The organism is Nocardioides sp. URHA0020 (genome assembly GCF_000620705.1).
GTDB lineage: Bacteria > Actinomycetota > Actinomycetes > Propionibacteriales > Nocardioidaceae > Nocardioides.
The window spans coordinates 496424-508333 of record NZ_KK211168.1; the positions used below are offsets into that span (position 1 = coordinate 496424).

12 protein-coding genes are annotated in these 11910 nt (G+C 73.0%); 6 read left to right on the plus strand and 6 right to left on the minus strand.

All coding sequences use genetic code 11. The annotated features are described in order from the left end of the window. Positions 1-13: 13 nt before the first annotated feature. Positions 14-1000 (minus strand): 5'-3' exonuclease, encoded by a 987-nt coding sequence (locus N542_RS0114105; RefSeq protein WP_028644475.1) that lies wholly within the window; start codon positions 998-1000, stop codon positions 14-16. Next, positions 997-2013 (minus strand): App1 family protein, encoded by a 1017-nt coding sequence (locus N542_RS24915; RefSeq protein WP_051551776.1) that lies wholly within the window; start codon positions 2011-2013, stop codon positions 997-999. Before N542_RS24915 ends, N542_RS0114105 begins: the two co-directional genes overlap by 4 nt. A gap of 42 nt (positions 2014-2055) precedes the next feature. On the opposite strand from N542_RS24915, the gene N542_RS0114115 reads away from it, so the two are divergent. The 3 genes from N542_RS0114115 (at position 2056) to N542_RS0114125 (ending at position 5677) form a co-directional block, all read left to right on the plus strand. Then, positions 2056-3576 carry an ATP-dependent DNA ligase gene (locus tag N542_RS0114115; protein WP_028644476.1) on the plus strand — a complete coding sequence of 507 codons (1521 nt, stop codon included), beginning with the start codon at positions 2056-2058 and terminating at the stop codon, positions 3574-3576. A gap of 299 nt (positions 3577-3875) precedes the next feature. Further along, complete coding sequence (locus N542_RS0114120) at positions 3876-4949, plus strand: hypothetical protein (protein WP_028644477.1); 1074 nt, start codon at positions 3876-3878, stop codon at positions 4947-4949. 47 nt (positions 4950-4996) lie between these two features. After that, complete coding sequence (locus N542_RS0114125; RefSeq protein ID WP_036507802.1) at positions 4997-5677, plus strand: TetR/AcrR family transcriptional regulator; 681 nt, start codon at positions 4997-4999, stop codon at positions 5675-5677. 1 nt (position 5678) lies between these two features. Here the strand turns inward: N542_RS0114125 and N542_RS0114130 are convergent, their stop codons facing one another. Further along, positions 5679-6971: an acetyl-CoA C-acetyltransferase gene (locus tag N542_RS0114130; protein ID WP_028644479.1), complete on the minus strand. Its 1293-nt coding sequence runs from the start codon at positions 6969-6971 to the stop codon at positions 5679-5681. A gap of 98 nt (positions 6972-7069) precedes the next feature. Between N542_RS0114130 and N542_RS0114135 the strand changes: the two genes are divergently transcribed. Then, entirely contained in the window at positions 7070-8428 is a 1359-nt protein-coding gene (locus N542_RS0114135; RefSeq protein WP_028644480.1) for a 3-oxoacyl-ACP reductase, read from the plus strand. A gap of 1 nt (position 8429) precedes the next feature. Next, entirely contained in the window at positions 8430-9284 is an 855-nt protein-coding gene (locus N542_RS0114140) for a MaoC family dehydratase (protein ID WP_231482660.1), read from the plus strand. Here N542_RS0114140 and N542_RS0114145 read toward each other — a convergent pair. From N542_RS0114145 to N542_RS24920, 3 genes are read right to left on the minus strand one after another with little or no spacing between them, the layout of a single operon-like run. Then, complete coding sequence (locus N542_RS0114145; protein ID WP_028644482.1) at positions 9274-9663, minus strand: hypothetical protein; 390 nt, start codon at positions 9661-9663, stop codon at positions 9274-9276. The two genes, N542_RS0114140 and N542_RS0114145, sit on opposite strands and share 11 nt — an antisense overlap. Before the next feature lie 56 nt (positions 9664-9719). Beyond that, positions 9720-10124: a nitroreductase family deazaflavin-dependent oxidoreductase gene (locus N542_RS0114150; RefSeq protein ID WP_028644483.1), complete on the minus strand. Its 405-nt coding sequence runs from the start codon at positions 10122-10124 to the stop codon at positions 9720-9722. Positions 10125-10131: 7 nt separating this feature from the next. Next, positions 10132-11466 carry an MFS transporter gene (locus N542_RS24920; RefSeq protein WP_051551777.1) on the minus strand — a complete coding sequence of 445 codons (1335 nt, stop codon included), beginning with the start codon at positions 11464-11466 and terminating at the stop codon, positions 10132-10134. A 42-nt stretch (positions 11467-11508) separates the two neighbouring features. Here N542_RS24920 and N542_RS0114160 point away from each other — a divergent pair, with 42 nt between their 5' ends. Further along, the gene (locus N542_RS0114160; protein ID WP_028644484.1) at positions 11509-11892 is read left to right on the plus strand and encodes a winged helix-turn-helix transcriptional regulator; all 384 of its coding nucleotides are present in this window, start codon (positions 11509-11511) and stop codon (positions 11890-11892) included. The last annotated feature ends 18 nt before the right edge of the window (positions 11893-11910 follow it).

Here is an 11910-nt window from a genome sequence, read left to right on the forward strand (position 1 = left end):
CGGTCTCAGAGCCCTAGTACGCCGCCGAGGCCGGAGGCTCCGTCAGCACCCGCAGCGCCAGGTCCGTCGTCGACGGCACTCCGAAGTGGCCGACCACCCGGGCGACCCGGTCCGGCTCGAGCGGCAGCAGGCCGGGACTGCCCGGCACGTCCGGGGTCAGCCCGAGATCCAGGTCGGTGCGCCCCGACATCATCGTCAGGTTGAACTCGAACCGCTCCCGGGCCTCCGGGGTGGACAACCGCTTCAGCACCGAGGCGCCGATGCGTCGGGTGCCCCGCTCGGCGCAGTAGGAGTCCAGCGTGGCCACGAGGGTCGCCCCGCCGGCATGGTCGATGTCGGCCCACACCGCGCGCATCGAGCCCATCTGCGAGAGCAGCACCGATGCGGACTTCTCGCCGATCCCCGGCACTCCCGGCAGGTTGTCGCTGCTGTCGCCGCGCAGGGCGGCGTACTCCAGGTAGTGCTCCGCGGCGACGCCGTACATGGCGTGCAGGCGGGCGGGGTTGAGCAGCGGCGAGCCGGCGATCCCGCCGCTGATCAGCCTCAGCACCTGGGTGTGGTCGCTGATGTGCGCGAAGACGTCGCGGTCGGAGGTGATCAGGACACAGCTCCACCCCGAGCGCTCGGCCCACGCCGCGGCGGAGGCGTTGACGTCGTCGGCCTCCAGGCCGGCCGGGGTGACCGTGCGCATGCCCAGCGCGTCCAGCAGGGCACCGGCGCGGTCGAGCTGGTCGACGAGCGCGGGGTCCTTCTCGGCACGGCCGGCCTTGTACGCCGGGTAGGCCTGCTCGCGCAGCGACGAGGTGCGGTCGTCGAGGCCGAAGAGCACCGCGTCGGGCGCGAACTGGTCGATCGCCTCGAGGATCTGGCGCAGCATCCCGTGCAGCGCCCACGCCGGCCGGCCACCGCGGTCGTGCAGCTGCGACTCGGTCCGGGCGTGGTGGTTGCGGTGCAGCAGCGACGGCGCGTCGACGGCGAGCAGCAGGCGGCGGTCGGTCACAGGAGCCCCAGCCCCGCCGCGTGCCGGCGTACGGCGTCGCTGTCGGCCGCCAGCACGAACGGGACGTCGTGGTCCCAGCTGTCCGACACCGCCTCCACGCGACCGTCACCGGGGTCCAGGCGCACCTCGCGGATGTAGACGGCCAGCACCCGGCCCGGGTGCTCGCGGACGATGTCGGCGTAGACCTCCGGGTCCTTCTCACCCGAGTCGCCGATCAGCACGAAGGGCAGGTGCGGGTGCAGCTCCAGGATCTCCGAGATCCGCTCGTGCTTGCGCGCGCGGCCGTCCTTGTCGCCGATCAGGTCGCGCAGCAGCACCGGTCCGAGGGGGAAGTCGCGGTGGCGCAGGAAGCCGACCAGGAAGGCGTAGAGGTTCCAGGGGCTGGAGGACACGTAGAAGACGGGGTTCGTCCTCGCGGCCAGGTCCTGGTAGAGCTCGGCGGCGCCCGGGAACGGCGTCCGGGTCAGGGCCGAGCCCGTGAGCGTCTGTCGCAGCATCTGTCCGACCCGCTGGACGCCGGTCTCGAGGATGGTGTCGTCGACGTCGGAGACGATGCCGAAGCGGGCCGACTGCCCCGGCACCCGGACCCGCACGGGTGTCCGGTACGGCTCGGCGAGACCGCGGTAGCCGCCCACCAGCTCGACCGTGCCGTCCTGCCACGGGTCGGCGAGCACGCTCGGTCGCAGCTCGGCGTGGAAGTAGCCCTCCCCGTCGGTCTCGACCTCGACGCTGGCGTCGCCGACGGTCACCAGCAGGGGTACGCCGGGCAGCTCGTCGGTCACGAACTGGCCCAGGCTGCGTCGCAGGCTCGCGCCGAGCCCCTCGCCCTCCATGACCGGCGCGGGGGGCGCGTTGTCGAGCACCCGGCCCCGGACGATGACGCCCTCCGGGCCACCGTGGCCGACGTAGGCGTCGATCCGGAAGTTCTCGGGGGCACCGCCCGACCGGCGCCTCAGCCGGGCGGCGTCCCACCGGCGCTCCGCCTCGACCAGCAGCCACTGCTTGCGTCCCACGGTCCCCAACCTAGTGTCGGTCCGTTGGTCTTGAATGGAGGCATGCTGCTCGCCGACGTGGTCGCCACCTCCACGACGGTCGCCGCCACCCGGTCACGCAAGGCCAAGGTCGCCGCGATCGCCACCCTGCTGGGCGTCGCGGCCCCCGACGAGGTGCAGACGGTGACGGCGTACGTCGGGGGAGCCCTGCGGCAGCGACGCACCGGCCTGGGGTGGCGCGGGCTGTCGTCGCTCCCGGCGGCGGCGGCCGCCTCGCCGACGTTGACCGTGGCGGAGGTGCACGCCGCATTCGATGCCGTGGCGGCGCTGTCGGGCTCCGGGTCGCAGGCGGCCCGGTCCGCGGCCGTCGCCGAGCTCTTCGGGCGCGCCACCGCGGACGAGCAGGCGTGGCTGCGCGGGGTGGTCACCGGCGCCGTACGGCAGGGCGCCCTGGACTCGCTCGTGCAGGAGGGGCTCGCCGTCGCGGCCGACGTGCCGCTGGCCGCCGTACGACGTGCCGCGATGCTGGCCGGCTCGACGGTGGCCGTCGCCCCGGCTGCGTTCGATGGCGTCGACGCACTCGCCGCGATCGGGCTGGAGGTCGGTCGTGCGGTGGCGCCGATGCTCGCGTCCAGCGCGCCGTCGGTCGCCGAGGCCGTGGCCAGGGCCGGCGGAGGCGCCGAGGTCGCCGTCGACGTCAAGCTCGACGGCATCCGGGTCCAGGTGCACCGCTCCGGGTCCGAGGTCCTGGTGGCCACCCGATCGCTGGAGGACATCACCTCCCGGCTGCCCGAGGTGGTCGAGGTGGCGCGGTCGCTGCCCGCGACGTCCTTCGTGCTCGACGGCGAGGCGCTCGCGCTGGGCGACGACGGCCGACCGAGGCCCTTCCAGGAGACGGCATCGCGGACGGCGATGACCGACGGCGTCGCGGTCACGCCGTACTTCTTCGACGTGCTGCACCTCGACGGCGTCGACCTCCTCGACGCGCCCGCCGCCGAGCGGGCCGCGGCGCTGGACCGGCTGGTGCCCGAGGCTCACCGGGTGCCGCGGCTGGTCACCGCCTCGCCCGTGGAGGCCGCAGCCTTCCTGGAGAGCACGCTCGGCTCGGGCCACGAGGGCGTCGTCGTGAAGTCGCTGACCGCGCCGTACGACGCCGGGCGCCGGGGCGCCGGGTGGGTGAAGGTGAAGCCCGTCCACACCCTCGACCTCGTCGTCCTCGCGATCGAGTGGGGCTCCGGGCGCCGCGAGGGCTGGCTCTCCAACATCCACCTCGGCGCACGCGACCCGGCGACCGGTGAGCTGGTGATGCTCGGCAAGACCTTCAAGGGGATGACCGACGAGATGCTCGCCTGGCAGACCGAGCGCTTCACCGAGCTGGCGCTGTCGCCCGCCGAGACCAAGGCGCACTACGTCGTCGACGTCCGCCCGGAGCAGGTCGTCGAGATCGCCTTCGACGGCGTGCAGCGCTCGACGCGCTACCCGGGCGGCGTCGCGCTGCGGTTCGCGCGGGTCGTGCGCTACCGCGACGACAAGCCGGTGTCCGAGATCGACACGATCGACACGGTGCGCGGCTTCCTGGCCTGACCAGGCGTCGTACCCATGCGGCCGGGCGCCGCCCGCGCGCCCCCGGAGCGCCCGGACGACCACCGTGCCGGTCGCCGACAGGCCGGTCGCAGACGTGCGCGCGGTCACGCCGGTCACGCCGCGTCGCCCGGGCCTGGACGACGAAACTCTCGCTCGGACGATGAAGCTTCGTCGTCCCAGCGGGAGTTTCATCGGCCGGCCGATGAAACTCGCGCGCGGCGCCGCCGCTCGCAGCGCCCGGGCCGCAGGTCTCTCGAAGAGCCGGTGGACCGTCCTGCGGAGCGGCATACTCGCTGGGCATGCGACGGATTCTCGGCGTGCTGGTGGCGGCACTGCTGACGGTGGCCCTGGTCGGCTGCTCCGACGACGAGGCCGACACCAGCCCCCCGAAGGCCGCGGTGAAGGCGCCGGCCGAGGTCACCGACCTCGATCAGCTCTGGTCGATCGACCTCGTGGTCCCGCCGAACGGCACGGGCGGGGTCGACGCCGTGTCACAGGGCCACTTCATCGGGGCGGGGTCGATGGACAACTCACCCGGCACGACGAACCCCCTGCCGAACGTCCCGCTGCCCTACGGCATCGGCGACGCCGCCACCGGCGAGGTCGCGTCGGTGGAGCCGTTGACCGGCATACCCGGGACCGTCCAGGCGATTCCCGGCACCGACCTGTTCGTCGCGGTCGCCGCCTCCGGCTGGCGGCTGTCGGAGACCGGCGAGCCCGAGGTCACCGGCTACACCGTCGGCGTGGTCGATCCTGCGACATCCTCGTTCCTCTGGAAGCGCCGAGCGTTCGGCACCGAGGTCGTCGGGATGTCGTCGACCCGGATCTACATGGGCCGCGACAGCAGCTCGCGGGGACCGATCTGCCGCGCGGTCGCTGATGGCACGATCACCTACGACGCGGCCTGCCGAGAGGCGATGTGGGCGGCCACCACGGAGGTCGACGGGGTCAGGGTGTCCTCCACCACGCGCATGGTCGACCTGCCGGGCGGGGAGCAGATCACCGTCCCGGTGACCGAGGCCCGCCGCGTGGGGGCCGTCGACCTGCTTTGGACCCAGGGCGACACGTCGACGGCGTTCGAGGACGGCGAGATCGGCTACGAGACCTCGACGTTCGCGACGTCCGACCTCGGCCTGATCCGCGTCGACTACCGCTACCGCGGCAAGGACCCCCAGATCCAGCCCGACAATTCGGCCGAGCCGCCCTGGCCGGACGCCGTGCTCCGGATCGTCGACCCGCAGACCGGCGCGGTCACTCGCACCCTGGGCAGGGTGCGGGCCGGCACCCTCGAAGGCATCGCCGGTGACATTGCGATCTTCGAGCACGGAGGCCCGACCGGAGCGAGCGCTGCTGGGTACCGACTCCACTCCTGATCGTCACAACCGTGCAACTGACAGTTGCACACCCGTACGATGTCGCCATGGCGACCGCTCCCCCCACCGACGGCCGGCGGACGGCGGCCGCCACCCGGCGCCGGGCTCGCGAGAAGGAGATCATCGCCGCGACCCGCGGGCTGTTCGACCAGCGCGGGGTCCGCGACGCGCAGATCGAGGACATCGCAAACGCCGTCGGCATCAACCGGGCCATCGTCTACCGCCACTTCACCGGCAAGGAGGAGCTCTTCGCGCTCACCCTGGTCGGCTACCTCGACGAGCTGCGGGCCGACCTCTCCGCTGCGGCCGAGTCGTCCGACGACGCGGAGCAGCAGCTGACGGCGCTGGTGACGGCGTTCGTCGAGTACGGCGTCGCGCACCCCGCGTTCGTCGACTGCGCGCAGACGCTGATGCGCCGCAGCGGTCCCGACCTGCTCGACGAGATGTCCGAGAGCGCGCTCTTCCGGCTCGGACGCGGCATCTCCGGGTGCCTCGCCGTGCTCACCCAGGTGCTCGAGCACGGCGTCGAGTCGGGCTCGTTCCGCGTCGAGGACCCGGTGCTGCTGGCCAACACGCTCTACGCGAGCGGTCTCGGCGCCCTGCAGCTCGCGCGGGTCGGCATCCTGGTCAAGGAGGCCGCGCCCGGCATCCCCACGGTGGGCAGCATCTCGGCCGAGCAGGTCCGCGACTACCTGGTCGCCTCGGCGCTGGCGCTCGCGACCCGCTGAGTCAGCGCTCCAGGATCGCCACCACGCCCTGACCGCCGGCGGCGCAGATCGAGATCAGCGCCCGCCCGGAGCCCTTCTCGGCGAGCAGCTTGGCGGCCACCGCGATGATCCGCCCACCGGTGGCGGCGAACGGGTGGCCGGCCGCCAGCGACGAGCCGCGGACGTTGAGCCGGGCCCGGTCGATCGAGCCGAGCGGCGCGTCGAGACCCAGCCTCTCCTGGCAGAAGACCGGGTCCTCCCACGCCTTCAGGGTGGAGAGCACCTGCGAGGCGAACGCCTCGTGGATCTCGTAGAAGTCGAAGTCCTGCAGCGTCAGGCCCTGGCGCTCGAGCATCCGCGGGACGGCGTACGCCGGTGCCATCAGCAGCCCCTCCCCACCGTGCACGTAGTCAACAGCCGCGGTCTCGGAGTCGACGAAGTAGGCCAGCGGCTCGAGCCCGTGCTCGTCGGCCCATCGATCGCTGGAGAGCAGCACGACGGACGCGCCGTCGGTGAGCGGCGTCGAGTTGCCGGCCGTCATGGTCGCCGCCTCGCCCCGGCCGAAGACCGGGGTGAGCCGGGCGAGCCGCTCGACGGTCGAGTCGGGGCGCAGGTTGTTGTCGCGCTCGAGGCCGCGGAAGGGCGTGACCTGGTCGTCGAGGAAGCCGGCGTCGTACGCCGCGGCGAGGTGCTGGTGCGAGGCGGCGGCGAGCGCGTCCTGGTCCTCGCGAGTGATCTGCCACTCGAGGGCGGTCAGCGCCGCGTGCTCGCCCATCGAGAGCCGGGTGCGCGGCTCGCCGTTCTGCGGGATCTCCAGGCCGATGTCGCCGGGCCGGATCGCGCCGAGCGCCTTCACCTTGCCGACGGTGTCGCGGGCGGCGTTGACCTTCATCAGCTTCTTGCGGAGGCGGTCGCTGATCGCGACCGGCGCGTCCGAGGTGGTGTCGGTGCCGCCGGCGATCCCCGCGTCGATCTGGCCGAGAGCGATCTTGTTCGCGACCTGGATCGCGGCCTGCAGACCCGTGCCGCAGGCCTCCTGGATGTCGGTCGCCGGGGTCTCGGGGGCCAGCCGTGAGCCGAGGACCGACTCGCGGGCGAGGTTGAAGTCGCGCGCGTGCTTGAGCACCGCTCCTGCGACCACCTCGCCGAGCCGCTCGCCCTGCAGCCCGAAGCGCGCCACCAGCCCGTCGATCGCGGCGGTCAGCAGCTCCTGGTTGGAGGCGTCGGCGTACGCCGTGTTGGACCGCGCGAAGGGGGTGCGGTTGCCACCGAGCACGGCGACGCGGTGCGTGGTGCCGAGTGTGTTGTCAGCCATGGATCCATCCTTGATCGCCGACGAGCGTGGTGAGAAGCCGATGAGTGCCAGATCACGATATCTGGACTCCCAGTTGCACAAGGAGTTACATACCGATCATGAGCGACCTCTACCAGGATTTCACCGCTTCGGCGATCGGCCGCCAGGTCTCCCGGCTGCTCGGTCTCCCCCAGCCCACCCGGCTCGAGCGGTACGCCGACGGTGCCCCGCTGGTCGACGGCGTAGTCGCGGTCGGCGGACGCGGCCGGCTGGCCGAGTCCCTCGTGGGGATTCTCGACTCGCTGGACATCGCGGCGGTGCAGCCGGCGGCAGCGGCCCCGGACGACGGCACGACGTACCGGGGCCTGGTCTTCGACGCGACCGGTCTGACCTCCTCGGAGCAGCTCGTCGCGCTCCGCGACTTCTTCACCCCGCTGCTGCGCAGCCTCGAGCGCTGCGCCCGGGTCGTCGTGCTCGGCACCCCGCCCGAGCAGGTCGACGGAGCCGAACGCGTCGCCCAGCGCGCGCTCGAGGGCTTCACCCGCAGCCTGGGCAAGGAGATCGGCCGTGGGGGCACGGTCCAGCTCGTGTACGTCGCCGACGGCGCGGAGGGCTCGGTGACCAGCACCCTGGCGTTCCTGCTCTCCCCCAAGTCGGCGTACGTCTCGGGCCAGGTCGTCCGGATCGGCGCGTACGGCGTCACCGAGCCCGGCCGGGTCACCGACTGGATCCGTCCGCTCGAGGGCAGGGTCGCGGTCGTCACGGGAGCGAGCCGGGGCATCGGCGAGCAGATCGCCCGCGTGCTGCGCCGCGACGGCGCCACGGTCGTCGGCATCGACGTCCCCCAGGCGGCAAGCGAGCTCCAGGCCGTGATGCGGGAGCTCGAGGGCGACCACCTGGTGCTCGACATCACCGCCAAGGACGCACCTCAGCGGATCGCGCACCACCTCACGACCACGCACGGCGGCGTGGACGTCGTCGTGCACAACGCCGGCATCACCCGCGACCGCAGGCTGGCCAACATGGCCGCCTCCGAGCAGGGCGACCGGTGGGAGCAGGTCATCGCCGTCAACCTCACCGCTCCCGAGCGCATCACCCGCGAGCTCCTCGCGCAGGGCGTGGTCAACCCGGGCGGCTCGATCGTCGGCGTCGCCTCGATCGCGGGCATCGCCGGCAACGTCGGGCAGACCAACTACGCCGCGTCGAAGGCCGGAGTCATCGGCCTCGTCGACTCGCTCGCCGCCGAGCTGACGGACGGCATCACCATCAACGCGGTCGCCCCCGGCTTCATCATCACGCAGATGACCGCCGCCGTGCCGTTCGCGACCCGGGAGGTCGGCCAGCGGCTCAATGCCCTCGCCCAGGGCGGCCTGCCGGTCGACGTGGCGGAGACGATCGCCTGGTACGCCAACCCGGCCTCCACCGCCGTCAACGGCAACGTCGTCCGGGTCTGCGGCCAGATGATGCTGGGAGCCTGACGTGCCGGGGCTGCCCCTGATGGTCAAGGCGGCGCTGCCCGCCGTACCCGGCGTCAACCTGCTACCCGGAGTCCGCAGGACCGGCACCGCCCTGCCCGAGATGTCCCTCGTGCGCCACGACGTCCCGACCGACGTCGACCACGTGACGGCGTACGCCGCCCTCTGCGGCTTCCCGCGCCAGGACACGCTGCCGCTGACCTATCCGCACCTGCTGGCCTTCGGGCTGCACCTCGAGATCATGACCGACGCGTCGTTCCCGTTCCCGGCGATCGGCACGGTGCACCTCGAGAACTCCATCACCCAGCACCGGCGCATCGCCGCGACCGAGCGGCTCCAGGTCACCGCGCGCCCGGCGCACCTGCGCCCGCACCCCAAGGGCCGGGCCTTCGACTTGCTCACGACGGTCCACTCGGCGGGCGAGCTGGTGTGGGAGGAGACCTCGACCTTCCTGCGCCGCGGCGCGGGGAGCGAGGCCCCGACCGGCTCGACCCGTGCGAGCGACGAGCCGGTCGCTGCCTCGAGCGGGCTGGCCTGGCAGCTCCCGGGCGACCTGGGCCGCCGGTACGCCGCCGTCTCGGGTGACCACAACCCGATCCACCTCTACGGCCTGACGGCGAAGGCGTTCGGGTTCCCGCGGCAGATCGCGCACGGCATGTGGTCGCTGGCGAGGTGCGTCGGCGCCCTCGAGAACCGGCTGCCCGACCTGGTGCGGGTGGACGTGGCCTTCAAGCGGCCGATCCTGCTGCCGGGCTCGGTCGCCTTCGGGTCGCGGCCGACGGACGACGGCTACGACTTCTCGCTGACGACCCCCCGGACCGGCGTACCGCACCTGGTCGGGCGCACCGTCACAGCCTGACGCGCGCCACGCACACCTCGCCGGTGGCCGCGTTGACGGCCCGGAACTTGAACGCGTCGGCGCCGGCCGTGTCCCGCGGCCGTCGCTCGACCTCGAACGAGCCGCTGCGGCCGGCGGTCCGGGAGCGGCCGTGGGAGACGACCCTGCCGTCGTGCCGGAGGGTCCACCTCCACACCTGACCGCTGCGGTTGCTGTCGATCTCGGACTCGACCTCGATCCGGCCGTCGTCCGGCTTGGCCTTGATCTTCGCGTGGGTGCTGCCGGTGCACGATCCCTGACGGACGACGCCGCGGTCGTTGGCCTGCGCGGCGCCCGCTCCGACCACGGTGAAGGAGGCGGAGACGAGCAGGACGGCGGTGGTTGCTGTTGTCTTCTTCATGTCTCAACCGTGCCGTCGCCCGATGTGGTGGGCATGAGGCGCGGATGAGAGAGCACTTATCGACGGGTGAGCGCAAGCACCGGGATCACCCGGTCGGTCTTCTTCTCGTAGTCGGCGAACCCGGGGTAGAGCGCGGCCTGCTCGGCGTACTTGGCGTCGCGCTCGGCGCGCGGCAGCTCCTCGGCACGGACGTCGACGGTCTCGTCCCCCACCTCGATCGTGGCGTCGGGGTGGGCGATGAGGTTGTGGTACCAGTCCGGGTTGGTGGGCGCTCCGGCCTTGGAGGCGAACACCAGGAACCGGTCACCATCGGGCAGGTACATCATCGGACTGACGCGGGTCTCGCCGCTCTTGGCACCCACGGAGTGGAGCAGGAGCAGCGGGGCGCCCTCGAAATTGCCGCCCACCTTCCCGTGGTTGGCGCGGAACTCGGCGATCACGGCAGCGTTGAAGTCGGTCATGCCGCCATCATGCCCGGCCGCGTCCGGACCAGGCGATGGCTGCCGCGCCCACCAGGGTGAGCCCGGCGGCCACGAGCACCGCGACGTTCCATCCCGCGAGCAGGTCGGCACCGGCGTGGGTCGCGACCACCACGAAGAGCGTGATGCCGCAGGCCGCCCCGAGGTAGCGCGCCGTGTTGTTGGCGCCGCTGCCCATCGCGGCCCGGTCGGGCGGCACGCTCGCGACGGCCTCCCGACCGAGCACCGCGTTGAGCACGCCGGTCGCCAGTCCGGCCACGAACATCGGCACCGCCAGCCGCCACACGCCGGACGAAGCATCGAGCCCGTAGCCGGTCAGCTGGCCGGTGGCCACCAGGACGAGCAGGGCGGCGACCGGCCGGGGGCCCTCCAGCGGGTGAGGCAGGTGCCGGACCAGGTACGACGTGACGACGCTCGTGCCCGACCACGCGACGACGAGGAGGCTGGCGGTCCACAGGTCGGTCCCCAGGCCGAGCTGGGCCACGGTGGGGACGAACGACGACATCCCGATGATGCCCAGGCCGACGGTGAGCGAGCCCAGCGTCGCGGCGCGGAACCGCGGCGCCCGCAGCAGCGCCGGGTCCACGAGGGGTTGGAGCACCCGCCGCTCGACGAGCCCGAAGCCCACGGCGGCGACGACCGCCAGCACCGCGAGGACCACGGTCGGCGCGTCGATGCCGTTGCGGCCCTGCGTGAGTGCCGAGACGAGCAGCGTCATCGCGGCGACGAGCAGCAGCAGACCCGGCACGTCGATCCGCTGCGGCTCGGCCGCGGAGGACTCCCCGATCCGTCGGAGGCTGGGCAAGAGCAGCAGCAGCGCCAGCACGCCGACCACGGCGTACGTCTCGCGCCAGCCGCTGCCGATGTCGAGGGCCGCCGCCAGGACCGCGCCGGCGGTGATGCCCAGCCCGACGCTGGCGGCCCAGATCGACGTCGCGTGCACGCGGGCCGGACCAGGTGCGTAGTCGTGGGCGAGCACCGCGAGTCCGCAGGCCAGCACCGCCGCTCCCCCGACGCCCTCGACGACGCGGGCCGCGACGAAGAGGACCGGCTCCTGGGCGAGCGCGCACGCCAGCGCACCGAGGCCGATCGCGCCGAGCCCGGCGGCGTACACCCGGCGCCGGCCGGAGGCATCGCCGAGCACCCCCGCGGCGAGCAGCGCCGCGGCCAGCCCGACCGACATCGAGCTGAGGATCCACGCCCGCGCGACCGGGCCGGCACCGAGGTCGGCCGCGGTCGCGGGCACCGTCGCCATCGGGGTCACGTAGGTGACCAGCACCAGGGCGGTGCCGAGCGCGATCGGCAGAAGGGACCGGGTGGCCACAGTTGGTTTGACTTCCAAACTCACTCGCGGCACGCTACACCCGTGAGCACCGTTCCTCTAGCCCAGCTCCCCGGACGACCGTGCCCGATCGCGGCGTCGCTCGAGCTCGTCGGCGAGCGCTGGGCGCTGCTGGTGGTCCGGGAGATCGCGATGGGTAGCACGCGCTTCGGCGACATCGTCCGCGGCACCGGCGCTCCCCGCGACCGGATCGCGGCCCGCCTCAAGACCCTCGAGGCCGTCGGCGTCATCGGGCGCACGGCGTACCAGGACCGCCCCGAGCGCTTCGACTACCACCTCACCGACTCGGGCCAGGACCTGCTGGTGGTGCTCGATGCGCTGCTGGTCTGGGGCGACAAGCACGCCGTCGCTCCGGACGACCCCCGCCGGCTCCGCCGCTACCGCCCGATCACCGAGGCGACGAGCTGACCGACGGCGGGCGCCGCT

Coding starts and splice junctions, on each gene's coding strand:
- N542_RS0114120 (WP_028644477.1), top strand. CDS start 3,876: ATGCGACGGATTCTCGGCGTGCTGGTGGCGGCACTGCTGACGGTGGCC.
- N542_RS0114130 (WP_028644479.1), bottom strand. CDS start 6,971: ATGGCTGACAACACACTCGGCACCACGCACCGCGTCGCCGTGCTCGGT.
- N542_RS0114135 (WP_028644480.1), top strand. CDS start 7,070: ATGAGCGACCTCTACCAGGATTTCACCGCTTCGGCGATCGGCCGCCAG.
- N542_RS0114115 (WP_028644476.1), top strand. CDS start 2,056: ATGCTGCTCGCCGACGTGGTCGCCACCTCCACGACGGTCGCCGCCACC.
- N542_RS0114150 (WP_028644483.1), bottom strand. CDS start 10,124: ATGACCGACTTCAACGCTGCCGTGATCGCCGAGTTCCGCGCCAACCAC.
- N542_RS0114145 (WP_028644482.1), bottom strand. CDS start 9,663: ATGAAGAAGACAACAGCAACCACCGCCGTCCTGCTCGTCTCCGCCTCC.
- N542_RS0114125 (WP_036507802.1), top strand. CDS start 4,997: ATGGCGACCGCTCCCCCCACCGACGGCCGGCGGACGGCGGCCGCCACC.